At 64.7% G+C, this 25,366-nt stretch carries 26 protein-coding genes; 15 read left to right on the forward strand and 11 right to left on the reverse strand.

Going from position 1 to position 25,366, the window contains the following annotated elements; genetic code table 11:
• Nucleotides 1-6 precede the first annotated feature (6 nt).
• From IPG63_19520 to IPG63_19530, 3 genes are read right to left on the reverse strand one after another with little or no spacing between them, the layout of a single operon-like run.
• Nucleotides 7-603 carry a hypothetical protein gene (locus IPG63_19520; protein MBK6729347.1) on the reverse strand — a complete coding sequence of 199 codons (597 nt, stop codon included), beginning with the start codon at nucleotides 601-603 and terminating at the stop codon, nucleotides 7-9.
• Entirely contained in the window at nucleotides 590-1,786 is a 1,197-nt protein-coding gene (locus IPG63_19525; GenBank protein MBK6729348.1) for a M48 family metalloprotease, read from the reverse strand. The genes IPG63_19520 and IPG63_19525 overlap by 14 nt, the downstream gene beginning before the upstream one ends.
• Complete coding sequence (locus IPG63_19530; GenBank protein ID MBK6729349.1) at nucleotides 1,783-2,616, reverse strand: hypothetical protein; 834 nt, start codon at nucleotides 2,614-2,616, stop codon at nucleotides 1,783-1,785. Before IPG63_19530 ends, IPG63_19525 begins: the two co-directional genes overlap by 4 nt.
• Before the next feature lie 59 nt (nucleotides 2,617-2,675).
• On the opposite strand from IPG63_19530, the gene IPG63_19535 reads away from it, so the two are divergent.
• From IPG63_19535 to IPG63_19590, 12 genes are all read left to right on the forward strand, one after another.
• Nucleotides 2,676-3,872: a pyridoxal phosphate-dependent aminotransferase gene (locus IPG63_19535; protein MBK6729350.1), complete on the forward strand. Its 1,197-nt coding sequence runs from the start codon at nucleotides 2,676-2,678 to the stop codon at nucleotides 3,870-3,872.
• A 14-nt stretch (nucleotides 3,873-3,886) separates the two neighbouring features.
• Nucleotides 3,887-4,111 carry a type II toxin-antitoxin system HicB family antitoxin gene (locus IPG63_19540; GenBank protein ID MBK6729351.1) on the forward strand — a complete coding sequence of 75 codons (225 nt, stop codon included), beginning with the start codon at nucleotides 3,887-3,889 and terminating at the stop codon, nucleotides 4,109-4,111.
• Nucleotides 4,104-4,325: a type II toxin-antitoxin system HicA family toxin gene (locus tag IPG63_19545; GenBank protein MBK6729352.1), complete on the forward strand. Its 222-nt coding sequence runs from the start codon at nucleotides 4,104-4,106 to the stop codon at nucleotides 4,323-4,325. The genes IPG63_19540 and IPG63_19545 overlap by 8 nt, the downstream gene beginning before the upstream one ends.
• Before the next feature lie 18 nt (nucleotides 4,326-4,343).
• On the forward strand, nucleotides 4,344-5,327 hold the full coding sequence (locus IPG63_19550; protein MBK6729353.1) for a malate dehydrogenase: 984 nt from the start codon (nucleotides 4,344-4,346) through the stop codon (nucleotides 5,325-5,327).
• Nucleotides 5,328-5,433: 106 nt separating this feature from the next.
• The gene (gene prpB, locus IPG63_19555) at nucleotides 5,434-6,321 is read left to right on the forward strand and encodes a methylisocitrate lyase (protein ID MBK6729354.1); all 888 of its coding nucleotides are present in this window, start codon (nucleotides 5,434-5,436) and stop codon (nucleotides 6,319-6,321) included.
• 88 nt (nucleotides 6,322-6,409) lie between these two features.
• Nucleotides 6,410-7,432 (forward strand): hypothetical protein, encoded by a 1,023-nt coding sequence (locus IPG63_19560; protein MBK6729355.1) that lies wholly within the window; start codon nucleotides 6,410-6,412, stop codon nucleotides 7,430-7,432.
• A 31-nt stretch (nucleotides 7,433-7,463) separates the two neighbouring features.
• Complete coding sequence (locus tag IPG63_19565; GenBank protein MBK6729356.1) at nucleotides 7,464-8,396, forward strand: hypothetical protein; 933 nt, start codon at nucleotides 7,464-7,466, stop codon at nucleotides 8,394-8,396.
• Nucleotides 8,397-8,529: 133 nt separating this feature from the next.
• Complete coding sequence (locus tag IPG63_19570; protein MBK6729357.1) at nucleotides 8,530-8,751, forward strand: AbrB/MazE/SpoVT family DNA-binding domain-containing protein; 222 nt, start codon at nucleotides 8,530-8,532, stop codon at nucleotides 8,749-8,751.
• Nucleotides 8,748-9,164: a type II toxin-antitoxin system VapC family toxin gene (locus IPG63_19575; GenBank protein MBK6729358.1), complete on the forward strand. Its 417-nt coding sequence runs from the start codon at nucleotides 8,748-8,750 to the stop codon at nucleotides 9,162-9,164. Before IPG63_19570 ends, IPG63_19575 begins: the two co-directional genes overlap by 4 nt.
• A gap of 77 nt (nucleotides 9,165-9,241) precedes the next feature.
• Nucleotides 9,242-10,399 (forward strand): 2-methylcitrate synthase, encoded by a 1,158-nt coding sequence (gene prpC, locus IPG63_19580; protein ID MBK6729359.1) that lies wholly within the window; start codon nucleotides 9,242-9,244, stop codon nucleotides 10,397-10,399.
• A 105-nt stretch (nucleotides 10,400-10,504) separates the two neighbouring features.
• Nucleotides 10,505-11,302 (forward strand): nuclear transport factor 2 family protein, encoded by a 798-nt coding sequence (locus tag IPG63_19585; protein ID MBK6729360.1) that lies wholly within the window; start codon nucleotides 10,505-10,507, stop codon nucleotides 11,300-11,302.
• Between the two features lie 44 nt (nucleotides 11,303-11,346).
• Entirely contained in the window at nucleotides 11,347-12,159 is an 813-nt protein-coding gene (locus IPG63_19590; protein MBK6729361.1) for a hypothetical protein, read from the forward strand.
• Nucleotides 12,160-12,268: 109 nt separating this feature from the next.
• Here IPG63_19590 and IPG63_19595 read toward each other — a convergent pair whose 3' ends face one another.
• The 3 genes from IPG63_19595 to IPG63_19605 all read right to left on the reverse strand — a co-directional run bounded on the left by IPG63_19595 (nucleotide 12,269) and on the right by IPG63_19605 (nucleotide 16,546).
• Entirely contained in the window at nucleotides 12,269-13,756 is a 1,488-nt protein-coding gene (locus IPG63_19595; GenBank protein MBK6729362.1) for a DUF4139 domain-containing protein, read from the reverse strand.
• A gap of 61 nt (nucleotides 13,757-13,817) precedes the next feature.
• Entirely contained in the window at nucleotides 13,818-15,899 is a 2,082-nt protein-coding gene (locus IPG63_19600; protein ID MBK6729363.1) for a S9 family peptidase, read from the reverse strand.
• 119 nt (nucleotides 15,900-16,018) lie between these two features.
• The gene (locus IPG63_19605) at nucleotides 16,019-16,546 is read right to left on the reverse strand and encodes a dihydrofolate reductase family protein (protein MBK6729364.1); all 528 of its coding nucleotides are present in this window, start codon (nucleotides 16,544-16,546) and stop codon (nucleotides 16,019-16,021) included.
• A gap of 441 nt (nucleotides 16,547-16,987) precedes the next feature.
• Here IPG63_19605 and phaE point away from each other — a divergent pair, with 441 nt between their 5' ends.
• Together phaE and phaC are read left to right on the forward strand one after the other, a co-directional pair.
• On the forward strand, nucleotides 16,988-18,010 hold the full coding sequence (gene phaE, locus IPG63_19610) for a class III poly(R)-hydroxyalkanoic acid synthase subunit PhaE (GenBank protein MBK6729365.1): 1,023 nt from the start codon (nucleotides 16,988-16,990) through the stop codon (nucleotides 18,008-18,010).
• 15 nt (nucleotides 18,011-18,025) lie between these two features.
• Entirely contained in the window at nucleotides 18,026-19,093 is a 1,068-nt protein-coding gene (gene phaC / locus IPG63_19615) for a class III poly(R)-hydroxyalkanoic acid synthase subunit PhaC (GenBank protein ID MBK6729366.1), read from the forward strand.
• 9 nt (nucleotides 19,094-19,102) lie between these two features.
• Here phaC and phbB (IPG63_19620) read toward each other — a convergent pair whose 3' ends face one another.
• The 4 genes from phbB (IPG63_19620) to gluQRS all read right to left on the reverse strand — a co-directional run bounded on the left by phbB (IPG63_19620) (nucleotide 19,103) and on the right by gluQRS (nucleotide 22,165).
• Nucleotides 19,103-19,849 carry an acetoacetyl-CoA reductase gene (gene phbB, locus IPG63_19620; GenBank protein MBK6729367.1) on the reverse strand — a complete coding sequence of 249 codons (747 nt, stop codon included), beginning with the start codon at nucleotides 19,847-19,849 and terminating at the stop codon, nucleotides 19,103-19,105.
• A 98-nt stretch (nucleotides 19,850-19,947) separates the two neighbouring features.
• Nucleotides 19,948-20,430 carry a polyhydroxyalkanoate synthesis repressor PhaR gene (phaR, locus tag IPG63_19625; GenBank protein ID MBK6729368.1) on the reverse strand — a complete coding sequence of 161 codons (483 nt, stop codon included), beginning with the start codon at nucleotides 20,428-20,430 and terminating at the stop codon, nucleotides 19,948-19,950.
• A gap of 80 nt (nucleotides 20,431-20,510) precedes the next feature.
• Nucleotides 20,511-21,251 carry an acetoacetyl-CoA reductase gene (gene phbB / locus IPG63_19630; GenBank protein ID MBK6729369.1) on the reverse strand — a complete coding sequence of 247 codons (741 nt, stop codon included), beginning with the start codon at nucleotides 21,249-21,251 and terminating at the stop codon, nucleotides 20,511-20,513.
• Nucleotides 21,252-21,292: 41 nt separating this feature from the next.
• A complete protein-coding gene (gene gluQRS, locus IPG63_19635; protein MBK6729370.1) occupies nucleotides 21,293-22,165 on the reverse strand; it encodes a tRNA glutamyl-Q(34) synthetase GluQRS in 873 nt (290 codons plus the stop codon).
• A gap of 133 nt (nucleotides 22,166-22,298) precedes the next feature.
• Between gluQRS and htpX the strand changes: the two genes are divergently transcribed.
• A complete protein-coding gene (gene htpX, locus IPG63_19640; protein MBK6729371.1) occupies nucleotides 22,299-23,195 on the forward strand; it encodes a protease HtpX in 897 nt (298 codons plus the stop codon).
• Between the two features lie 88 nt (nucleotides 23,196-23,283).
• Here htpX and IPG63_19645 read toward each other — a convergent pair whose 3' ends face one another.
• Nucleotides 23,284-25,356, reverse strand: coding sequence for an EAL domain-containing protein (locus IPG63_19645; protein MBK6729372.1), 2,073 nt, complete (start codon nucleotides 25,354-25,356; stop codon nucleotides 23,284-23,286).
• Nucleotides 25,357-25,366: the final 10 nt, after the last annotated feature.

Genomic DNA, 25,366 nt, shown 5'->3' on the forward strand with positions numbered 1-25,366 from the left:
CACCCGCTACTTGCGGATGCGGAGGCTGGCCAGCAACTGATCGACGTGGGCGGCATCGCGCGGGTGGTAGTACTCCGCCGGCGCCGAGAACCAGATCAGGTTCAGTTTTTTCTTGCGCTCGAAGAAGGTGAGGTTGCCGAGGTAGTGCAGGCCGTTGCCGAGGTCGAAAGCGACGTCGAAGCGGAACGCGGTGGTGTCACCGATCGTGAGCGGGTGCAGGTTGCTGGTGCGCACGTTGGCCACGCCGAGTTCGGTGATGGCGTCGCGCAGCACCGCCTCGATCTCGGGGGCGTCCATGCCGGTGCGGTAGAAGGCCCCGTCGGGGTGGCGCTTGCTCGCGCGACCGGCGCCGAAAACGTGGTACCTGTCGCGGATGTTGCCGAGGTACAGCAGGCGGTTCAACGCGCTGCCGTCGATGGTCCAGAGTTCACCGTCGTAGAAGCGGTAACGTGCCCACTCGTTCGGTGCAGTCACTTCGATGATGCGCGCCACGCGCGTCGGTTCGTCCGCGCGCACCAGTCCCGGAGGTCCACCGCAGGCGACCAGCAGCAGCGACGCGGCGACCGCGAGCCAGCGAAGAGGACGGAGATCAATGGTTCGCATGGTCGGCTCCGATGGCTTGCGCCAGGTAGTGCTCGATGGTGGCGCGATCGGCCGCATCGGGAACTTGTCGCAGATACTCGCGCCATTCGACTGCGGCCTGCTGTGGCAGCTGTATGCTGCGGTACATGAAACCGAGGTCGCGATGCGCGATCGGCGGGTAGCCGGGCACGCGCATGGCGGCACGGTAGGCGTCGATGGCGCGCTTATCGTCGCCGCCGGCGCGACGCTTGCGGAACAGTTCGCCGCGGTAGTACTCGATCCAGGCCAGATGCGCGCCCTGGGCGCGCTGTTGCAGACGATCGAGCAGGACAATGGTCTGCGGATAGTGCCGGCGTCCCATCTCGTCTTCGAGCCAACTGGCGAAGAAGGGTGCGGTGGCGGCGCGGAACTCGGCTTCGCCGGTGCGCGTTCCGGCATCTACAAACGCTTCCGCCGCTTCGCGCAGCGTGGTCATGCGTTCCTCGGTCGCCGGATGCGTGGCGAAGATGCCGGAAGGCTTGGTACGGTCGCGGGCGTTATCCTCGGCGAGCAGTCCCTGCCACAGCGTGGCGCCCTGGTCGGCGCGGTAGCCAAGGCGGACGGCACGGTCGAAACCCTCGGTATCGGATTCGCGCTCGGCGTCGCGGCCGTACTTGTACAGCGAGGCGTAGGCGACAAGTTGGGTGACATCGAAGATGTCGTGGGCGTCCTGGGTGCCGCTGCGCGCCGCGACCAGCTGCAGCAGACTGAGTGCATTCATGATGTCCTTGGCGCGGCGCCACTGTTTGATCGAATGTTGGTGCGTGAAATGGCCGATCTCGTGGCCGAGCACGAAGCCGATCTGGGCCTCGTTTTCCGAGCGCAACAGGGCGCCGGTCCAGACCTGCATCACGCCATTCGGTGCCATGCTGGCGTTGAAGTAGGGGCGTCGCAGGACATAGACGCGGATGTCGTTGCAGTAGTCGCCGGCGATGTCGCAGACCAGTTTGCGGACATAGGCATTGAGTGCTGGGTCGCGCACCAGCAGCGGCGAGCGTTGCAGCGACAGTTCGGCCTGGTCGAGCGCCAGCCATAACCCGGCTTCGTCGGTGTCCTCGGCCGGACGTTCCCCGGGCGCCATGTCACGCAAGGGCTGTTGCGAAGCGCAGCCGCCGAGCAAGGCCACACCGGCCACGAGCGCAAACCACCGCGGCAGGCGGCTCACAGCGGCAGCCCCTTGAGCAGACGCCCCGCGGTGGCGGCAGCGCCCTCGGCGTCACGCATGTCGCCCATCTGGTCGGTCATGACGTTGAACCAGACCACGTCGCCGGTCTTGAGATCGACCAGGGTGGCGATGCCGCCCTGTTGTCCTCCTTGCAGCAGCGCCACCTGCAACGCCACGCCGAGCAACATCATCGCCACTCGGCCCTTGCTCGAGTAGGAATCGTTGATCTGCAAGGTGAGCATGTAATCGGCGCCGGTGCGGCTGGCGATCTCCCGCACGCCGGGGCCGAGCGTCCAGCTCAGTGGCTTGCGCCGCGCGGTGCCGCGCGTCGGCAGCGGAACGTGCAGGTAGCTGTGGGTGTAGATGGTGCCCATCACCACCCAGTTGAGCGCCAGCAGCTGGCGTACCCGGTGCTCGGCCGGGAGATCTGCCCCCGGTTGGAACGTCGGCGCGAGGCGGGCATTGCGCCGCTGCAGGAAGCCTTCGACCGCGGCCATGAAGTGGCCGCGCGCCGCACGTGTCCAGTCGGCGCGGGGTTCAAGCATGCCGCTGGCCTGCATCTCGTAGAGCTGGATGGAGGGCTCGGCCATGACGATGGTCTTGCCGCTCAGGGCCACGTTCTGGGCAAAGTCGGGCGTGGTACGGACATGGCTCGATCTGCACGCACCAAGCAGCAGGATCAGCGCGATCGGCAGCAGCTGTCGCAGGGCGTGGGCGACGGACTTTGCGCGCAGCGACCGGGACGGCAGAGGCCGACTTGGGCGGATTTCGGGGCAGCCGTCGGGGCCTGCCAAAGGCGTGGGAGAGGCGCGGTTGCTGCATTGCGGCATGGTAGACTTCCAAAGTTCGCCCGCCGCGCGGGCCGGTTGATTCATCGACGGGGACAGCGATGCTGAAGCTAGCGGAACGCATGGGGCGAGCGAAAGCCAGTGCGATCATGATCGTTGCGGAAAAAGCCAGAAAGCTGAAAGCCGAAGGTCGCGACATCATCAGCTTCTCGATCGGCGTACCCAACTTTCTGCCGGGCGAGCATGTTTATACCGCGGCGCGTGAATCGCTCGCCAAGGACTCCGGCAGCTACGGCTCCAATCGCGGCAGCGAGGCGTTGCTCGATGCCTTCCTCAAGCACCTGCGTGAAGGCGGGCTAGACGGCTACGAACGCGCAAATCTCGTGGCCGGCGTCGGCGCCAAGCACGTGTTGTTCAACGTCATGTACGCGCTGCTCGACGAGGACGACGAGATCCTGATCCCGACACCGTACTGGACCAGCTATGCCGACATCGCCGACATCCTCGGTGCCCGCTCGACACTGCTCTACTGCGGCCCCGAACAGAACTACAAGCTGACGCCGGACCAGTTGCGCGACGCGCTGAAGTCGAAGCCGAAGGCGTTGCTGTTCAACAACCCGTCGAATCCGACCGGCATGGTCTACGACCACGCCGAGGTGCGCGCGCTCGCCGACGTGCTGGTCGAGTCCGAAACCTGGATCATCTCCGACGACATCTACAACCGCATGATCTTCGACGGGATCGGCTACGCGCATCTGGTCAAGGCGCGCCCCGAACTGCGTGACCGCTGCATCCTGCTTGATTCGATCTCCAAGACCTATGGCATGCCCGGTTGGCGCGTGGGCATGGTGGCCGCACCCACAGCGGTGGCGCAGGCGCTGGTGAACCTCAACTCCAACCACATCACCAACCTGCCGGAAGTGGTCACCGCGGCCGCGGTCGCCGCCTTCACCGGGCCGCAGGACGTACCGGAACAGAAGAACCGCGAGTTCCAGGACAAGCGCGACCAGGTCATGGCGGCGCTGGCAGCCATCCCCGGCGTTGCCTGCCCGAAACCCGCCGGCGCGTTCTACGTGTTCCCGGACGTGTCCTGCGCATTCGGCAGGTCGCACGCCGGCAAGCGCATTGGCAACGACGTCGATTTCTGCAACGCGTTGCTGGAAGCCAAGGGCGTGGCCTGCGTGCCGGGCTCGGCCTTCGGCGAGCCGCGCGCGATCCGCATCAGTTACACCTGCCCGACTGCGCAGTTGCCCGATGGGCTGAAGCGCATCCAGGATTTCTTTGCAGAACTCGTATAGGTGGGAGAGGGACGATGCGGAACCTGCGGTTGACGGCAGTGATCGAACGGGAAGCCGATCTGTACGTTGCGCACTGCGCCGAGTTGGACGTCGCCAGCCAGGGCGAAAGCGTCGAAGACGCGCGGCGCAATCTGAAGGAAGCGGTCGAGATCTTCCTTGAAACGGCATCGGTGGAGGAAGTGAAGGCGCGCCTGCACCAGGAGGTGTATGTCACGCACCTGGAGGTGGCTGTTGCCTAAGCTGCCCAAGCTGTCGGGGGCGCAGGCATGCGCGATCCTCGCCAGGCATGGGTTTGCGGCGGTGCGCCAGCGCGGAAGCCACGTGGTCATGCAGAAATCGCTGGGGGAAGGCGGCACCGTGACCGTTCCCGTCCCACAGCACAACGAATTGGCGAACGGCACGCTGATGTCGATCATTCGTCAGAGCGGTTTGTCCAAGCACCTATTTCACTAGATCCGAGGAGTCCACCCGATGAAGAAGCCCGTCCGTGTTGCCGTCACCGGCGCTGCCGGTCAGATCGGTTATTCGCTGCTGTATCGCATCGCCTCCGGCGAAATGCTGGGGCGCGACCAGCCGGTCATTCTGCAGATGCTGGAACTGCCGATGGACAAGGCCCAGGCGGCGCTCAAGGGCTGCATGATGGAGCTTGAGGACTGCGCCTTCCCGCTGCTCGCCGGGATGGTCGGCACGGCTGATCCGAAAGAGGCGTTCAAGGACGCCGATGTCGCGCTGCTGGTCGGCGCGCGTCCGCGCGGACCGGGCATGGAGCGCAAGGACCTGTTGCTCGAGAACGCCAAGATCTTCACCGAGCAGGGCCGCGCGATGAACGAAACCGCGAGCCGCGACATCAAGGTGCTGGTGGTCGGCAATCCGGCCAACACCAATGCCTATATTGCGATGAAGTCGGCGCCGGATCTGGCGAAAAAGAACTTCACCGCGATGCTGCGCCTCGACCACAACCGCGCGCTGTCGCAGTTGGCCGGCAAGGCCGGCATCGCGGTGGCCGATATCGACAAGCTGGTCGTGTGGGGTAACCACTCGCCGACGATGTATCCGGACTACCGCTTCGCCAGCGTCGGCGGCAAGTCGCTCAAGGACCTGATCAACGACGAGAGCTGGAACCGCGAGACCTTCATTCCCAAAGTCGGCAAGCGCGGCGCTGCGATCATCGAAGCGCGTGGTCTCTCCTCCGCCGCCTCCGCCGCCAATGCCGCGATCGATCACATCCGTGACTGGGTGCTCGGCACCAACGGCAAGTGGGTCACGATGGGCGTCCCGTCGGACGGCAGCTACGGCATCCCCCAGGACGTGATGTACGGCGTGCCGGTCACCTGCGCCAATGGCGAGTACACCCGCGTCAGCGGCCTCGCCATCGACGACTACAGCCGCACGATGATGGACAAGACCCTCGCCGAACTCGAAGAAGAGCGTGCCGGCGTGGCGCACTTGCTGTAACTCCTTCCTTCTCCCACCGGGAGAAGGTGCCCGAAGGGCGGATGAGGGATAGCTCCCTCACCGCATCCCCTGTCCCGGTGTGAGAGGGGCTTCCGCGAGGATTCCGATGACGACTCAAGTATCCGCTGGCGCCCGATTCCGCGCCGCACTGGCCGCCGAGAAGCCGTTGCAGGTCATCGGTGCGATCAATGCCAACCATGCCCTGCTCGCCAAGCGTGCAGGCTACAAGGCGATCTACTTGTCGGGTGGCGGCGTCGCCGCCGGTTCGCTCGGCATGCCGGATCTCGGCATCAACACCATGGACGACGTGCTGATCGACACACGGCGCATCACCGATGTCTGCGATCTGCCGCTGCTGGTGGACATCGACACCGGCTTCGGCCCGAGCGCGCTCAACATCGCGCGCACGGTGAAGGCGCTGATCAAGGCCGGCGCGGCGGCCTGCCACATCGAGGACCAGGTCGGTGCCAAGCGCTGCGGCCATCGTCCCGGCAAGGAGATCGTGACCGCCGAGGAGATGGCTGATCGCGTCAAGTCCGCTGCCGACGCCAAGACCGATGCTGGCTTCTTCCTGATCGCACGCACCGACGCCATCGCCGTCGATGGCGTTGACGCCGCGATCGAACGTGCGCAGCGCTGCGTCGAAGCCGGCGCCGACGGCATCTTCGCCGAGGCCGCCTACGACCTGCCGACCTACCAGCGCTTCGTCGATGCGGTGCAGGTGCCGGTGCTCGCCAACATCACCGAGTTCGGCAAGACCCCGCTGTTCTCGCGCGATGAACTGGCCTCGGTCGGTGTCGCCATCCAGCTCTATCCGCTGTCCGCATTCCGTGCCATGAACAAGGCCGCCGAAGCCGTGTACGCCGCCATCCGCCGCGACGGCCACCAGAAATCGGTCATCGACTCGATGCAGACCCGCGAAGAACTCTACGATCGCATCGGCTACCACGACTACGAGCGCGCGCTGGATGCGCTGTTCGCGAAACAACGCTGAAACGGCAGAGTCCGGCGGTTTTCGAGGAGTCACTGGGGGAAACGAGACTCCGACGCGGTCGTGTCGCAGACGCGGGGAGGATTCTCACATGACTCGGATGGTTCGCTTGTGGTGGGTGAACGCGCTGGTATTGGCGATGGTTGGACCGCTGTGCGCGGTGGTGCGGGCGTCGACAGTCACAGTCGCGCCGCCTCCTTCGGGTTCGGCATCGTTCGCCATCACACTGGCGAACACCGGCAGTGCTTCGGTGGCTCAGCCGCGCTTTCATCTGGCTTTCTTTCCGTCGAGTCCGTATTCGATCACCGCAGCTGCACCGTGCCACATTCACAACTTGGCGCTGACGATCATCCCGTCACTCGAGGCGCCGCCCCTGGCTGCGGGTGAGTCGGTATCGTGTACGGTGACCTTCGCACGCACGAGCGTGACGCCGATTTCATCCTTTGCGATCCATCCCAGCCCGGCACCCGGTTCGGCGACGGTGACGCTGGCGCCTTCTCGTTGGGAGTTCGGTGTGTTCGACGATCCGTCGATTTCGGTGGGACCCGTGCATCCGTTGCCGATGGCCGGGGCGACCGAAGCATTGTTCCGGATTACCGTGACGAATCCCGGAGACTTTCCGCTGACGGATGTTGAAGCGGGCGGCTGTCAATTCGTTTCCAGTGCAATGGTGACGATGGATACCCACATTCCCGGCGGATGTGCAGGGTCGTCGCTGCCTTACGTCTTCTGTTTCACTGGTTTGGTCGATTTCAGCGCTCCGATTCCCGACGTGCCGGCGCACTCGCAACAATCTTGCCTCGTGCGAGCGCGTCGATCATCGGGGTTGGTCGAGGGTACCGGTTGGCCATTCGACTTGTACTTCCTGCGCGACGCCGAAACGGCATCGGGCTATCGCGTGGGCGACTCGAATTGGATGAACAATTCAACCTATGCTGACGTCGCATTCGGGGCGCCCGCGCAGGCGATTCCGGCCGGGCGAGCCCAGTTGTTCGCCTTGCTGGCGCTCGTCATTTTCGCTTCGGCCTTGGTCGGTCTTCATCGAGCAAAGCAGGCATCGACGTTTTCGAGGAGTCACTGGGGGAGTGCTTGCGGCGGCGCGTCCTGGCAGTGAGCGCTGCCGGTAGCAGCGGGAGAGCCGACTCATGCTGCGTCGCCTGCTGTTTCTTCTGATTGCTCTCGCCAGCCTGGGCTCGACCCGTGCACAGCAAGTAGTGATTGCGCCCCTGCCATCATCCTCGGCATCGCTGAACGTGACCCTTTCTAATGCGGGTGCAGTTGCAATCGCCGAACCGGAATGGATTGCTTCACCGCTGTACTTCGTGCATACGACGGCCACGGCGTCGCCGCCTTGTCTGTTGACGCAGACCGCGTACAACATCCGCCTGGCCACTCCGGCGCTTGCTGCGGGAGCCTCGATCTCCTGCGTGCTGACCTTTGCCCGCGACTCGGCAGCACCGATACCCACGACGGGCTTGGACTTTCGGGCCCGATCCGGGGATCCCGCGTTGCTGATGGCGCCATCGACCTGGATCCTGGGGAGCGTGGCTGATCTTCGCTTGCGGGTGGAGCCAGTTCTGCCCTTGCCGCCACAGGGCGCGACGGAAGCGCTGTTCCGCGTCGTCGTGAGCAACCCTTCGGACGCGCTGGTCAGCGGCGTCGTCCTCGGGCGCTGTGCTGATTTCGGGGTCTCGCCGTTCCGTGTGGATTCCGCCATCCAAGGTGGATGTGGCGATCCGGACGTCGGCGTCTTGTGCTTCTCCGCTGCCGAATTCGAATTCGCGATTCCGGCCGTGCCAGCGCGCGGCGAGTCCTCGTGCGTGCGCCGGGCATCCAGGCTTGTCGGATTGGTTGCGGGTGCAGGTACGAACGTGTTCATCGAGTCCGCTTCTGCTCGGTCCGATGCCGGCTACTGGGTGTCCGATCCTGGGCTGGACAACGACGACGCGTCGTTCGCAATCGGTTTTCTTGCTGCTGCTTCTATCCCGGCGCTGCAACCGTGGTCACTGCTCGCACTGCTGCTAGGCATCGCGTTGTTTGCAGTTCGCGCTCTGGCGCGGTCCCGGGTTGGTCAGTAGGACGTACCGGTGCTGGAACCAAGATGCCATTCCGGCGACAGGTGGCCCCATTGGGTCCGGCAGCAGGATTGCCCGGCGGAGCCTCCGAAGATCCCGATGCGTATATACTTCCGGTGCATACTTCGGAGGGGTCATGACGACGACGCGTGTGTTCAGGTCCGGCAATAGTCAGGCGGTGCGGTTGCCCAAGGAATTCCGTTTTGTCGGCGACGAAGTCGAGATCCTCCGGCGCGATGGTGAGGTGGTGTTGCGCGAGGTGCCGGTACGGCTGGGTGCGCTGTTGCGTGGCCTCCCGCCCTGGCCGAGCGACTTCCCCGAGGACATCGCCGATCCGCCGCCGGAACCGCTGCCGTGAGCCCGGCCAAGGCGAGATTCCTGCTCGATTCCGACACCTGCATCTATGCCTTGTCGCAGCGCCATCCCGAGCTTTCCCGGCGTCTCGATCGGCTCAAGCCGGGCGAGGCCGCGCTGGCCGCCGCCGCTTATGGCGAATTGCGTTTCGGCGCCGAGAAGAGCCAGCGTCGCGACGATGCGTTGCTGCGACTCGCCGCGTTGACGCGAGTTGCACCGGTGCTGCCGCTGACCGATGCGGCCGGAGTTCGTTACGGCGTGATCCGCGCGGAACTGGAGCGCGACGGCACCCCGATCGGTGGCAATGACCTCTGGATTGCGGCGCAGGCGCTGGCTGAGAATCTGGTGCTGGTCAGCCACAACCGGCGCGAGTTCGCGCGGGTGCGCGGGCTGAAGCTGCAGGACTGGATGGAATAATGCGGGCAACCTGAAGCTTCGAGCGGCGGTGCCGGCCGGCGAAGTATCATTCGCGTTTCCAACCGGCGGCTGCAACCATGTCCGAACCCGAATCCACCCCCAGCACCTTCAAGCCCAAGAAGTCCGTCGCGCTGTCCGGCGTGGCGGCGGGAAACACCGCGATTTGCACGGTTGGCCGGTCCGGCAATGACCTGCATTACCGCGGCTACGACATCAAGGATCTGGCCGAGCAGGCCACGTTCGAGGAGGTGGCGCATCTGCTGGTGCACGAGCACCTGCCGACGCGCGACGAGCTGGCGCATTACAGGGCCAAGCTGAAGCGGCTGCGCGGCTTGCCGCCGCAGGTGCAGGACGCGCTCGAGCTGCTGCCGGCGAACACGCATCCGATGGATGTGATGCGCACCGGTTGCTCGGTGCTCGGCACGGTGTTGCCGGAGAAGGAAGCGCACCCGGTCAACGAGGCGCGCGACATCGCCGACCGGTTGATGGCGAGCTTCGGGTCGATGCTGCTCTACTGGTACCACTACAGCCACCACGGCCGCCGCATCGACACCGAGACCGACGACGACTCGATCGCCGCGCACTTCCTGCACCTGTTGCACGGCGCGCCGGCCAGCGAGCTGCACGCGCGCGCGCTCGACCAGTCGCTGGTGCTGTATGCCGAGCATGAGTTCAACGCCAGCACCTTCGCCGCGCGCGTGATCGCCGGCACCGGGTCGGACATGTATTCAGCGGTCACCGGAGCGATCGGCGCGCTGCGCGGGCCGAAACACGGCGGCGCAAACGAGGTCGCGATGGACATCATCGCCCGCTACCGCTCCGCGAACGAGGCCGAGGTCGATATCCGTGCGCGCATGGAGCGCAAGGAAATCATCATCGGCTTCGGTCACCCGGTGTACACCATCGGTGACCCGCGCAACCCGATCATCAAGTCGATCAGCAAGCGACTGTGCGAAGCCGGCGACAACCGTCGCCTGTTCGAGGTGAGCGAGCGCATCGAGACGCTGATGTGGGACCTGAAGAAGATGTTCCCGAACCTCGACTGGTACAGCGCGTCGAGCTACCACATGATGGGTGTGCCCACGCCGATGTTCACGCCGCTGTTCGTGATGGCGCGCACCTCCGGCTGGAGCGCGCACGTGATCGAGCAGCGCATCGACGGCAAGATCATCCGCCCGAACGCGAACTACATCGGCCCGGACGACCGCGACTACGTGGCCATCGACCGGCGCTGATCGCCGTTACAGCGGCGGCTCCCAAAGCAATCCGTGCCCGACCATCGGCACGGGTTGTTTGCTTCTGCGCTCGCCAAAATCGCCGTAACGGATGGGAGCAGGTTGATGCGTGCCTTCGCGATGTTCACGATGTTGCTGCTGGCCAACGGCGCGCATGCGAGCGATCTTGATGCCTTGGTCGCCGCCGAACGTGCATTCGCCGCAAGCTCGCCAAAGCTCGGGGTCAAGGCGGCATTCCTTGGCGTGCTGGCCGATGACGCGATCGTGTTCCGTCCCGGCGCGACCCATGCGCGCACCTGGTACGCCGGTCGCCCCGACACGGCTCCGTTCCGGCTGGAATGGGCTCCGGCCGCGGCCGAGGCGGCGGATGATCTGGGCTACACCTTCGGACCCTACCGGCTGACCCCGATCGGGGCCGATGGCAGCGACGGCGCGCCCGCGGGCGGCCAGTTCTTCTCGGTCTGGGTGCTGCGCGAGGGCCGCTGGCGGCTGTTGCTCGACAACGGCATCGAGCACGCGCTGCAGGAATTGCCGGGCGAGGCGAAGGATCGCGCGGCCGGTACGCGCGCCGTCGAAGGCGGCGACGAAGCCGCATTGCGCAGCGCAGACGACCAGTTGAACGCGCTGCGCGCCACGACCTTCGACCTCGCGGCCTGGCGTGCCCTGTCGGCTGCGGACGCGATCGAGCTGCGCTCTGGCCAACCGCCACGCGCCGCCGTCGACCTCCGCGACTCGGCACCGATGCGCGCCCGCGCCGAACGCGTCCTGCTTCGCCGCTCCGGCGACGGCCGCCTCGCAGCAACCGCCGGCGTCACCACCGGCGACCGGCCGCAGTCCTACCAACGCGTCTGGCGCCACCAATCCGAAGGCTGGCGCCTGGTGGTGGATCAGGTCGGGGACTAGCGCGGACGTCAGGTCCTATCATCGCGACAGCCGGGGAGCAGGGCATGGCGAGCAAACAACGCGAGATCCGCTATATCGACATCACCGCAGCCATGCGCGCGCGATTCACGGGGTGCGCGCCGGGTGCGCTTGGGCGGCGCTCGAATGGGCGCTTGCTCGGGTTGACGCTGGCGATGCTGCAGTGGCTGCTGATCGGCGGCATCGGTCTGCTGGGGGTCTACGTGTGGCAGTGGTCCGCGGTCAAGCTGCTGCTGGTATGGCTCGCCGGGATCGCGGTCGGCATCGTGGTCGACCTCGCCAAATGGCTGTTCGCGCGCGCGCGCCTGGTCCGGCAACTGCAGACCTTCAGCGACGACCAGTTCGTCTGGCACATGGTGGCGGCGATGCAGCACGGGGAGCAGCGGCTGCGCGAGGAGGCGGTGCATGTCCACCGTCCTGGCGTCGGCATCGCCTTCGATCTGGGTTTCGGCGCACTGGCAACGTTGTTGTTCGCGCTCTGGTTCCGACACCAAGGCATCGACGTGCTGGCCGCGGTACAAGGCGACGTCGCGCTGCAGCGGACGCTGATGGCGGTGGTCGCGGCCCCGCTGCTCGGCCTGCTGTCCGCGCTGGCGACGCTCGGCGCCTCGCGTGATGCCGAAATCGACTATCAGGCCGGCGGGCGCGGGCTTGGTCTGCTGATCGTGACCTTCGCGCTGATGTTCTTCGGCGACATGAAGGACGGTGTCGACAATCTGGTCGTCTTCATCAACGGCGCCACCCTTGCGGTCGGCCTGCTGTCGCTGTTCGGACTGTGGCTGATGTGGCGCGAGCGCGAATGGCTGGCGAAGCATTTGGCCGCAAAAGCGTCCGGATAAATCCGGACCCACAAAGCACCTTCTGAAGCCGGACCCACAAGGAATCTGATGTGGGTTCGGCTTGATCTTGTGTGGGTTCGGCTTTAGCCGAACGCTCCAAGCGCAAACCTCACCAGGTGTATCGGACCGAGTAGCGGATCTTCTGCTCGCCATCGGCCGGGATGTTCACCACGAAGTCGATGGTGTTCGCGTCGCGCTTGTCGTGCTTCACGTTCTCGTCGGTGATCGCCCATGTGCTCCAGCGATACAGGTATTCGCGTACGCGGATGGTCGCGGCTTCCTTCTTGCGGTTGCGCACGCTGATTTCGAAGGTCTCGTCGATGCGCTTGGCCGAGGTGTCGATCTTGTAGTCGAGTTGCTTGCGCTCGCCGACCACGTCGAAGGCTTCGCCGAGCTTGATGCGCAGCGTCTCATTGCGCGGCGTGTGCTTGATCACATCCTCGCCGATGAACTCCAGGCTGCCGTCGCGGCTGGCCTGGTTCACGCGCACGCGTCCGGCGGGCAGCGGCAGGCCGAGGCCGTTCGCTTCCTTGTTCTCGAACTCGAGCCAGGCGCCGACCACGCCGCTGTTGGTCGAGCCATAGCCCTGGTCGCTGATCGGCGAGCCCCAGAAGCCGTAGGGCTGCGGCGAGGCGGTGAACACCAGTTCGCGCTTGCACTTCATGCCGACCGCCGACGGGAACAGCTCCAGCTGCTTGGTCGAGTTGTTCGGCAGTTCGGTGCGGCGTCCCAGCGTGTACAGGTGATATTCGAACAGTTCCGATTCCTGGAAGCCGGGTGCAGCCGCCTCGGCGACCATGCTGCGCTTGGCCATGCCGAGTGCCATCGGTGCGGGTGCTGCCGGTGCCCGGTTCACTTCGCCGGCGACCAGTTTCAGCTGCGCATTCGGATAGCTGGCGCCGCTCTGGTTGACCACGGTGACCCAGGCCGCGAGGTCCATGCTGCAGGCATTCGCATCACCCTTGAGGATCACGTTGTAGTCGCTCCACCAGGTCATGCCCTGTGTCTGATACGAGACTTGGGCATCGTGCTTGCCGCCGCGCTTGGCATCGACCAGCCAGACCAGGGTCGGCTTGGTGATCAGGCCGCCGGGCAGGGACGGGAACGCGATGTTCGCGTAGTGGCTGAGTGTCTGCACTTCGCCGTTCGGCTGCATCAGGATCAGCCCGCCGGTGGCCGAGAGCAGCTTGCCGGTGACGTTCTCGACCTTGTCGCCGCGGATCTGGTCGACGCTGATGGTCTGGCCGATATAACGGTTCAGCAATTTCTGTCCGTCGACCAGGTCGAACTGGTAGTTCTGCTCGATCACGCGCGTGCCTTGCGGGTCGGTGATCGACGCGAAGCTGACCGTGGTCGGGTCGATGCGCGTGGCGACGTCCGAGAAGCGCACTTCGCCCATGCCATTTGGCAGTGCCAGTTCGCGGCGGTCGCGCACCAGCGCGTAGCCGGGCAGTTGCAGGCCGTAGTTCGCGAGCTGCTCGGAGGTGAGCGCGCCGGGCGCAGCGGAGGAATAGACCGTGAGTGAGAAATCCGGTTCGGAGGCGGCAGCGGTGGACATGGCGAGGGCGACTCCGGTGGCGATGAGGGTGCGGCGCATGGCAGTTCTCCTGACAGTGGTGAAAGCGTAGCCGGGAAACGGCACAGGCACCGCGCCGGGGTTATTTCAACCGCTCCCACAGGAACACGTAGCCGATCGCATCCATGAACGCGGCCTGCTGGTTGTTGGTCGAGCCGCCGTGTCCGCCTTCGATGTTCTCGTAGTAGGTCACGTTCTTGCCCAGATCCAGCAGCTTCGCCGCCATCTTGCGCGCGTGGCCGGGATGCACGCGGTCGTCGCGGGTCGAGGTGGTGAACAGGATCGGCGGATAGGTCTTCGCCGGGTCGATGTTCTGATAGGGCGAGTACTTCGAGATGAACGCCCATTCCTCGGGCAGGTCCGGATTGCCGTATTCGCCCATCCAGCTCGCGCCCGCGAGCAGCGTGTTGTAGCGACGCATGTCGAGCAGCGGCACTTCGCACAGCACTGCGCCCCACAGGTCCGGGCGTTGCGTGTACATCACGCCCATCAGCAGGCCGCCGTTGCTGCCACCCTGGATGCCGAGGTGCGCGGTCGAGGTGATCTTGCGCGCGATCAAGTCTTCACCGATGGCGATGAAGTCGTCGTAGGCGTTCTGCCGCTTCGACTTCAGCGCCGCCTGGTGCCACTTCGGGCCGAATTCGCCGCCGCCGCGGATGTTGGCCAGCACGAAGGCGCCACCGCGCTCCAGCCAGCCGGCGCCGGCTGCGGCGTAGTAGGCCGGGGTCTCGGAGACCTCGAAACCACCGTAGCCGTAGAGCAGGGTCGGAATCTTGCCGTCGCGCGCTCGCGCCTTGGGCAGCACCAGGAAGTAGGGCACGCGCGTGCCGTCCTTCGACCGCGCCTCGTGCTGCTCGACCACCAGTCCCTCGGAGCGGAAGTGTTCCTTCTGGCGTTTCAGGAGTTCATGCCTGCGCTTGCCAACGGCCCCGAGCGAAAGCGTGGTCGGGGTCAGGAAGTCGGTGGCGGTCATGAAGTAGTCGTCGCTGTGCTCGGGGTCGATGCCGCTCAGGCTGACCTCGGCATTTGCGGGCACGGTGACCGACTGGCGCTCCCATTTCGTGCCCTTCCGCTGCATCGCTTCAGGGCGTCCGCGGACGTTGTCGAGGATGTTCAGCAGGACAGCATTGCGCGTCGTCGAGTAGCCGGCCAGCGACCGTATCTCGGTCGGCTTGAACAGCACGCTAAAAGCGTCCTTCCCGGCATAGAGATCGTCGATCCGGATCGCCAGCAGACTGCCGGCGGTGAACGCCTGCTTGCCCGGTTTCCAGTCGCTGCGCAGGGTGATCAGCGCCTGGTCTTGGAAAAAGCCGACATCGGCATCGTCCGGCTTGGGCAGCTTCACCAGTTGGCCATCGCGCAACAGATGCGTCTCGTTCTCGAAGAACGAGGGCACGCGGGTCACGCCATCGTGGCGAAAACCGCTGCTGTAGGCGCTGAAGCCGAACGCGTACACGTCCGCGGGCTTTCCCTCGAAGATGCGCGGCGCGTCCTTCCACGGCGTGCCGCGCTTCCATTCGTGCACGGTACGCGGGTAGCCGGATTCGGTCATCGAGCCATTGCCGAAGTCGGTGCCCAGGTACAGCGTGTCGCGGTCCTTCCAGCCGAGCGCCGATTTTGCTTCGGGCAGCACGAAGCCGTCCTTGACGAACTCGCGCGTGCCGAGGTCGAACTCGCGTATTTCGACGGCATCGCCGCCGCCGCGCGACAGCGAGAGCAGGCAACGGTCCTGCGCCGGCTCGATGCAGTCGGCGCCCTTCCATACCCAGTTCGCCTGCTCCGCGCTGTTGAGCGCGTCCAGATCGAGCACCGTCTCCCACTTCGGCTCGGCCTTGCGGTACTCGGCCAACGTGGTGCGCCGCCAGATGCCGCGCACGTGCTGCTCGTCCTTCCAGAAGTTGTAGAAGTGCTCGCCGAGCTTGCGCACGTAGGGAATGCGGTCGCTGGCGTTGTTGATCGCGAGCAGGCGCTCGTACAACGGCTTGAACGAGAGATCGGCTTCCAGCGCCTTCTGGCTCTCCGCGTTGCGCGCCCTGACCCAGTCGAGCGACTTGGTGCCCTCGACGTCCTCCAGCCAGAGATACGGATCCTCGTCCACCGCGTGCGTTGTCATCGGGATGCCTGTCAGCAGGGCCAAAGCGAGTAGGGGTTTCGTCAAGGTCATGGTGTCCTCAGGTCTCTGTCGGATTGCGTGGTAGCGCTCAGGTTCGGCGGCGGGCCGCGCAGTCGGCCGTCCGCCGCAACCGGTTGTTAGGTGGGACACGGTGGTCACCGTGCACGAACCTATCGGCAAACCTGCGCGCCCGTGCTGGCTTTGGCTGTCGACTCCAGCGCGAAGGGTAGTGTCTTTCCGTTCTCAGCGAAGATCGTTTTTCCGCCCCCGAGAACGATCGGTTCGATCGTGAGCAGCAACTCATCAACAAGATCAGCGGCGAGCAGCGATCTGACCATGGTCGCGCTGCCATAGAAGTAGATGTAGCCACCCGGCCGCGCGCGCAGTTCAGATACCGTCCTCAAGAAGTCGGCACCATGAATGATCGTGGTTGGGTTATATATCGCATCGTTCGCCGTGAGGGTATCTGACACCACGAATTTCTGGACGCTTTTGATCCAATCGGTGAATGGATCTCCCGAGCGGCGGTTACGGTTGACCAGAACGTGAACCGCCTTCGGTGCGTGGTGGCTGCACCCGACGTATGCGGCGAATGACGGTGATGACGGTGACGAGCACCGCGGGCAGGAGCAGCAGAGACAGACTCGTGACCGCGCCGAGCGCCGCCCAGGCCCTCGCCTCGGAGCCACCGAAGCCATAGGTGTAGGCAGTCATCCCGACGTATGCACCACAGAGAAAAAGGCATGGCGCTGATGGCCGGTAGCGCGTGGCGAAGAAGCCGGCCGGCACGGAAAGAACGAACTGATTCGCCAGGAGGCCCACGCCTGAATCGTATGGCTCGAACCGGCCCGAGACGGCGAGTGCTGCCAGCCAGCTGAACATTCCAATCGCCATGCCACCTGCGAGGAACAGAAGTGGCCGAGAGGGTGGAGAGGTATGCGACATGGGGTGGCTCGGCGGGGGTGCGTGGATGATACGAGCAACTTCCTCAGCGGTCGGCTTGACACATGGCTAGAACTCGACCACTTGGATTGGACCACCTGTTCGGGATGGAAGCCCGAATACAGACGCGGGTGCTCTGTTGTTGCACCGCACCATGCGCAGGGCTAGCATGGCGACCTCATTCGGGAGGGGGCAACATGGCCAAGGCCGCGCAAGGTGGATTCAAGGACTGGGAGGCATTGCACCAGCAGTGGTGGAGTGCGGTTTCGGAGGGTGCGAACCGGTTCGTGCAGGGTGACTGGCGCGATGCCGGCAAGGCCTTTGGCGATCTGTTTGGCGGCAAGCTCGGGGATGACACCGACGCTGCCACCGAGCGCTTCATCCAGGGCACCAAGCAGTATCTGGACTGGGTCGAGAAGTTCTCCGGGCAACTCGCCAACGGTTCCGGTTTTCCCAAGGACGCGGTGCAGTGGACGCAACTGTTCCAGGGCGCGATCGGCCCGATGGGCGAGACCCAGAATCCGTTGCGCGACCTGTTCGCGGCGATGGCCAGCCCGGATGCGCGCGGCTTCGAACAGATGTTTTCGGGCTGGACGAATCCCGCCGATCTGCTCAAGGGCGAAGTCCAGGGCCTGCTCGGCATGCCGACCTTCGGCTACACGCGCGAATCGCAGGAACGCCAGCAGCGGCTGATGGCCGCGGTTCTGCAGTACCAGGACGCGATGTCGGCCTACAACCGGCTGATGCTCGAAGCGAGCAAGCGCGCGGTCAGCAAGTTCCAGACGCTGCTCGCTGAGCGCGAGGAGCCGGGGCGGCAACTGAAGTCCTTGCGTCAGGTGTATGACCTCTGGGTGGATGCAGCCGAGGACGGCTACGCCGAGGTCGCACTCAGCCCCGAGTTCCGCAGCGCCTACGGTGATCTGGTCAACAAGCAGATGACGCTGCGCAGTCTGGTCCAGGGCGAAGTCGAACGCGCGACCGGCCAGTTCGGCATGCCGACGCGCACCGAGGTGAACTCGACCGCGCGGCGCATGCAGGAAATGCGCCGCGAGATGCGAACGCTGCAGGAACGCCTCGAAGCGCTGGAAGCCGGCCAATCCGTCGCGAAGCCGGCCGTGCAGTCGGCGCCGAAGGCAGTCAGCAAGACCGTCGCACGCAAGTCCACCCCCACATCGACCAAGCCTGCGGCCAAGAAAGCTGCGGCCCGTCGCTCGCGCTGATCAGGGAGCTGAAACATCATGGGTCCGATCCAACTCGAACCGAACCAGGTCGCCGCCGAGCTCTCGCGTTTTGGAGAAAAGCTCGCCAAGGGCATGAAAGTACTGAAAGATGTTCCTGAGGTGCACTACGGCGCCAGCGACAAGCAGGAGATCTACCGCGAAGACAAGGTGGTCGTGTACCGCTTTACCAGCAAGCACAAGGTGACGCACAAGACGCCGCTGCTGATCGCCTATGCGCTGGTCAATCGCCCGTACATGGTCGACCTGCAGGACGACCGCTCGATCGTGAAGAGCCTGCTCGAAGCCGGCCATGACGTGTACCTGATCGACTGGGGTTATCCCGATCCGTCCGATCGCTACGTGACCCTGGATGACTACATCAACGGCTACCTGCGCCGTTCGGTCAAGGCCGTGTCGAAACACACCGGGGTGGCGAAGATCAACCTGCTCGGCATCTGCCAGGGCGGCGCCTTCAGCCTCTGCTACGCCAGCATCTACCCGGAAACGCTGCAGAACTTGATCACGATGGTCACGCCGGTCGACTTCCAGACCCCGGACAACATGCTCAGCCACTGGACCCGCGGCATGGACGTGGACCTGTTTGTCGACACGCTCGGCAACGTGCCGGCCGACCTGATGAACTGGTGCTACCTGACGCTGAAACCCTATCGCCTGCTGCAGCAGAAGTACGTCGGCCTGACCGACATCCTCGACAACCCGGCCGAGATGGAGAACTTCCTGCGCATGGAGAAGTGGATCTTCGACTCGCCCGATCAGGCCGGCGAAGCCTTCCGCCAGTTCATCAAGGACTTCTATCAGGGCAACAAGCTGATGAGAGGCGGCTTGAAGATCGGATCGAAAGACATTGATTTGAAAGCAATCAAGCTGCCGATCCTGAACATCTTCGCCGAGCAGGACCATCTCGTGCCGCCGAACGCGTCGCGCGCGCTTAAAGGCGCCACCTCGACCCGCGACTACACCGAACTGTCGTTCAAGGGCGGCCACATCGGCATCTACGTCTCCGGCCGTGCCCAGCGCGAAGTCCCGCCGGCGATCGACCAGTGGTTGCGCAAGCGCGGGTAGGCGAGTTGGTCAGAAGCTGATGAACAGCCCGCCGTTGACCGGCAGGTTGACGCCGGTGAGGAAGCCGGCGTCGTCGGCGGTGAGGAACTCGACCGCGCGGGCGATGTCCTCGGGCTCGCCAATGCGGCCGACCGGGATCTGGTTGACGATCTGGTTGCGGATGTTCTCGGGGATCGCCATGACCATGGCGGTGCGGCAGTAACCGGGCGAGACCGAGTTGACGGTAACGCCCTTGCGCGCGACTTCGCGCGAGAGCGCCATGGTGAAGCCGTGCAGGCCGGCCTTCGAGGCCGAGTAGTTGGTCTGGCCGAACTGGCCGGTCTGGCCGTTCACCGAGGAAATGTTCACGATGCGGCCGAAGCCGCGGTCGCACATGCCGTCGACGACCGCGCGCGTCATGAAAACCACGCCGTCGAGGTTGACCCGCATCAGGTCGGTCCACTGTGCCGTGGTCATCTTGCGCAGGGTGGCGTCGCGGGTGATGCCGGCGGCATTCACCAGCACGTCGACCTGACCGTGGCGGGCAACGACGCGTGCCACCAGATCAGAGCAGGACTGCTCGTCGGCGACATTCAGCGGCTCGAACGCCACACGCTCGCCCAGGTCCGCCATCTCCTCACGAAACGCGGCGATGCGGTCGGCGCGCGCATCGAGGTCGGCGGCGATCACCCTGCGACCCGCCTGCGCCAGCTTGCGGCAGATCGCCGAGCCCAAACCACCGATCCCGCCCGTGACAATGGCGACGCGCTGCGACATGAGTTGAACCCCTGATTCAAATGGAGAAAGTGGAATCTATTGCTGCGCCGCAGAAAAAGCCATACGGCGAACGTCCACTACCGCGACGCAATTGAAAATCAGCGTTTCCGATCACCTGGCTTGGGGGGTGCCTTGGGCGCGACCTCGCCGACAAACTTCGACTGCATCTGCTTCCACAGGTCGAGGTTGCGTTCGGTCATCTCGTTCAACACTGACCACGGCGTCTGCCCGAGGATATTGTTCATCTGGCCGCGGAACTGCGTCTGCTGGTCTAGGAAGACCTGCATGCTGCGCTCGAGGTAACTGCCCATGAATCCCTGCAGCGAGTCGCCATAGAAGCGGATCAGCTGCGACAGCAGCTTGGTGCTGAACAGCGGCTGCCCCTTTTCCTCGTGCTCACTGATGATCTGCAGCAGCACGGTGCGGGTCAGGTCGTCGCCGGTCTTGGCGTCGCGCACCTCGAAGTCTTCGCCGTCGACGACGAGCTGGCGCACTTCGTCGATGGTGATGTAACTCGAAATCTCGGTGTCGTAGAGCCGACGATTCGGATACTTCTTGATGATGCGCGTGCTCTTGGTCATGGCTCGAACCTAGCAGAAGGCTTGTGCGGCGCACCAGAGGCAGTTCGACAATCCGGTGCGCGGCACAAAGCTTTTCGACGCTACCAGCCCATGTAGTGGCCGCCGTTGATGGACAGGTTGGCGCCGGTGATCCACGCGGCTTCGTCGTCGACCAGGAAGGCCACGGCGTAGGCGATCTCTTCGGGCTTGCCGAGGCGCCCGGTGGGAATTTGCGCGACGATCTTGGCGCGCACTTCCTCGGGTACCGCCATCACCATGTCGGTGGCGACGTAGCCGGGCGAGACGGTATTCACGGTGATGCCCAGCTTGGCGCTCTCCTGCGCCAGCGAAATGGTGAAGCCATGCATGCCGGCTTTGGCCGCGGCGTAGTTCGCCTGCCCGTACTGGCCCTTCTGGCCATTGATCGAGGCGATCTGCACGATGCGGCCCCACTGGCGCGCGCGCATGCCGTCGATCACCGCGCGGGTGACGTTGTAGCAGGAGTTCAGGTTGGTATTGATCACCTCCTGCCACTGCAATGCGCTCATGCGATGGAAGGTGGTGTCGCGGGTGATGCCGGCATTGTTGATCAGGATGTCGACTTGTCCGATTTGGGCTTCGAGCGCCTTGATCATGGCTGCGGCGGTGTGCGGCTCGGCGACATCGCCGGGAACGATGCCGATGTCGTAGCCGAGTCGTTTCTGTTCCGCCTGCCATGCTTGCGCGCGGCCCTCGTCGCGGTAGTTGGTGGCGACGCGGTGGCCGAGCTTGGCCAGCCGCTGGCAGATGGCGGTGCCGATGCCGCCGGTGCCACCGGTGACGAATGCAATACGTTGCGTCATGTTCCCTCTCCAAGTTCCGCGGGCGCGGACATGCCGGGATTCTAGACGTTGTCCGGTGGCGTGCGGGAGGGTATGGAAACAGGGATCTTGGCGATATCGAATGCGGCGACGGCCACCTGCAGGAGCGAGGTGACTGCGGTGCAATTGACCGGGTCGGGTTGGCCGAGGAAGCGCAGTGCGGCGCGCAGTGCGGGCAGTGGATCATCGGCGCTCACCGGCTGGCTGGTCAGCGACTTGCCGAGCTTGTGGCCGTGTTCGTCGAGCACCAGGGGCAGATGCAAGTAGCCCGGTGTCGGTAGCCCGAGTTGGCGCTGCAGCCAGATTTGGCGTGGCGTCGAGTCGAGCAGGTCGGCGCCGCGCACGACCTCGCTGATGCCCTGTGCGGCGTCGTCAACCACAACCGCGAGCTGGTAGGCGTGCAGTCCATCGTTGCGCTTCAGCACGAAGTCGCCGACCTCCTGGCGCAGATGCTGCCGATAGCGCCCGACGAGCGCATCGTCAAACTCGACGGTCAGCTCGGGCGCGCGCGCGCGCCACGCGTGCGCAGTCTGCGGGTCAGGATCGGCGCACGCGGCCAGATGCAGGCCGGCGCTGGCCTCAAGTTGCCGGCGACTACAGGCGCAGCGGAAGGCGATGCCGCGCTCGACCAGACGTGCCAACGCTGCTTCGTAGTGAAGCGCTCGTTCGCTCTGGCGCAGCACCGGTTCGTCCGAGTACATGCCAAATGCGGCCAGCGTGGCGAGGATGCGGCCGGCGGCGCCCGCCACCTCTCGTGGAGGGTCCAGGTCCTCGATGCGCACTAGCCAGGCGCCTCCCTCTGTGCGCGCGCGCAGCCAACTGCCGAGCGCAGCGACCAGCGACCCGAAATGCAGATCGCCGGTGGGCGAGGGGGCGAAGCGACCGCGGTAGTGGATGCTCATGTCCTCACGCAACGATCACGATGCCGCCCGACCGCGAAACGGCAGTGGTCGTCGGCTTGAAAAACGGGCCCGAATCCGCACCATCTGCAACGCTGCCAATCTCGGCAGCGTTGCACGGAACCGGCACATGTTACGCATCGCGCTCTTCATCGGCACCAATCTTGCCATCATGGTGCTGCTCGGCTTGATCGGCGCCATCTTCGGGATCGACCGCAACAGCGGCCTGGGCGGCTTGCTGCTGATGTCGGCGGTGATCGGCATGTCGGGCTCGTTCATCTCCCTTTTCCTGTCGAAGTGGATGGCCAAGCGCAGTACCGGCGCCCAGGTGATCGCGCAGCCGCGCAGTGAAACCGAAGCATGGCTGTTCGAGACCGTGCGGCGCCAGTCGGAGCGCGCTGGCATCGGCATGCCGGAAGTGGCGGTCTACGAGGCGCCCGAGATGAATGCCTTCGCGACCGGCTGGAATCGCAACAACGCGCTGGTCGCGGTCAGTACCGGCCTGCTGCGCAACATGAATCGACGCGAAGTCGAAGCCGTGCTCGGCCACGAAATTTCGCATGTCGCGAACGGTGACATGGTCACGCTGACCCTGATCCAGGGCGTGCTCAACACCTTCGTGGTGTTCATCAGCAACATCGTTGCCTCGATCATCAGTTCGGCGCTGCGGCGCAATGATGACGATGGCCCGGGCGTGCTCGACTCGATCGCGCACACGCTGATCTACATCGTGCTGCAGATCGTGCTCGGCCTGTTCGCATCGATCATCGTCATGTGGTTCTCGCGCCGCCGCGAGTTTCGCGCCGACGCAGGTGGCGCCGAGCTGTCCGGCCGCGAGCACATGATCGGCGCCCTGCGCCGTCTCGCCGGCGACTCGAACGAGCACGTGCTGCCCGACGACATGAAAGCGATGGGTATCTCCGGCGCCCGTCGCAGCGGCTTGCGCGCGCTGTTCATGACCCATCCGCCGATTGCCGATCGCATCGCCGCGCTGGAGCAGATGCCGCGGGCGGGTGTGGTCAGTTGATGGCTGGTAGAGCGTTCGGCTGAAGCCGAACCCACGGGGTGCCGGCTTCACCGTGGGTCCGGCTTCAGCCGGACGCCTTGCAGGGGGATCAGCCGAAGTCGTAGGACATGACCTTTTCGGGTTCCTGCAGAAAGTTGCCCTGCACGAAGTTGACGCCGCAGGAGAACAGGATCGACATCGATGCGGCGTCCTCGACGAACTCGGCCACGGTCAGCTTGTCCATGCTGCGGGCCTGGTCGGCAAGTTCCTTGACCTTGGCCTGGTTGTCCTTGTTCTTCGGCAGTTCGGCCATGTAGGTGCGGTCGATCTTCAGGTACTTGGCGTCGACGTGCTTGAGCAACTGCATCGAGTTCAGACCGGAGCCGAACTGCTCGATCGCGAAGCTGGCGTGGAACTGTTCGAGGCCTTTCTGGAACGTACGCGCGGCCTTGAGGTTGGTGACCACCTTGCTCTCGGGCGCCTCGAAGACGAGGGCGTCGCCACGCAGGCGCGCAGCCTGCAGCTGGGTCGCAATCCACGGCAGGATCGCGGCGTCGTCCATGGTCTGCGGTGTGGTCTTGATGAAGAAGGTGCACTTGCGGCCTTCGCGCTCGCGTTCGGCGACCGTCTTGATCGCCTTGCCGATGACCCAGCGGTCGATTGCCGGCATCAGGCCGTTCTTCTCGGCGATCGGCAGGAAGTGCCCGGGCGAGATCTCGCCCTTGGGGCTGTTCAGGCGCAGCAGAATCTCGTAGAACTCGCCTTCCTCGCCCATCAGGCTGATGATCGGCTGGAAGTACAGGGTGAAGCCGTCGTGCGCGAGCGCGTCCTTGACCAGGTTCAGCCAGGCGCGTTGCTTCTCGGCATCGGCCTTGTCCTGCGCGGCGGGGTCGAAGATGCTGTAGCGGTTGCCGCCTTCGGTCTGCGCGGTCTTGAGCGCCCCCGCGGCTTCCGCGAGCATGTTCTGTGTGTTGGCGATCTTCTCGCCGATGAAGACCACGCCATTGCAGATGGTCAGGTTCACCGACTTGCCATTCAGCTCGAAAACGTGCTCCTCGAAGGCCTTGCGCAGGTTCTGCGCGATGGCTTCCGCCTTCTCGTGCGATAGGCGCGGCAGGATCACGCCAAAGTTGAATTCGCCGACGCGGGCGGCGATGTCGTTGTCACGCAGTTGCGACTTGAGCAGCTTGGCCATGTCTGCCAGCAGCAGGTCGGCATTGCCGATGCCGACGGTGTCGAGCACCTTGCGGAAGTTGTCGGGTTCGATGAAGAACAGGGTCAGGTCGGACTTGCCGCTTGCGGCTTCGGCTGCGACGCGGTCGAGTTCGCTGATGAAGCTGCTGCGGTTGTAGAGACCGGTGACCAGATCCTGCGAGCGCAAGCGGTCCAGTTCGGCGGCCTGCTCGGCATCGATCTCCTGGCGGCGGAAGGTGATTTGGGTACAGGGTTCGCCCTCGAAGGTCGCTTCCTCGAACTGCATTACCGCGTCGAACTCGCCGCCGTCCAGACGCCGCGCCTTGATTTCCAGTCGTTCCGGCGGCTTCTCGCCCTTCGACATCTTGCGCAGCAGGGCCTTGAAGCTTTCGCCATGGGTCGGGGCAAGCATGTCCAGGATCGGCGTGCCTTCGATCTCCTCGAACTCGTCGTAGCCGAACATTTCCAGATACGCCTTGTTGGCGCGCACGTGCATGCCTTCATGGACGAAGGCAATCGGGTCGCGCGAGGAATCCAGCAGGGCGTCGCAGCGCTTCTCGACCTCGCGCAGGCTGGTTTCCAGGCGCCGCACCGCGCGCCGGGTCATGACGTCGGTGAACTCGCGACGCACGATCATCTGCAGGTGTTCGGCGCGCGACAGCAGCGCGCAGGCGCGAGCCCCGGCCATCGAGGCGTCGATGATCGATTTCTCGGTCACCTCCGACACCAGCGCCACCACCGGGATGTCCTTGCTCGACTTGCGCACCGCTGCGACCGTTTCGATCAGCGTGGGCGACTTGTTCGCGGCATCGACAAGAATCACGTCGGGGAGGTGTTCCTCGATCTGGTTCGCGAGCTCAGCGGCGGTCTCGGCACGCACTGGGCGCACGGGGATACCGCCGTTGCGCAGCGCGCTGATCAGCTGCTCGGCGATCTCCATCGAGTCCTCGACCATCAGCAGCCGAACGACCTGATCTTTTTGCGCCATGACGTCCCCG

This window comes from Lysobacterales bacterium (genome assembly GCA_016703225.1).
In the GTDB taxonomy this organism is placed as follows: Bacteria; Pseudomonadota; Gammaproteobacteria; order Xanthomonadales; family Ahniellaceae; genus JADKHK01.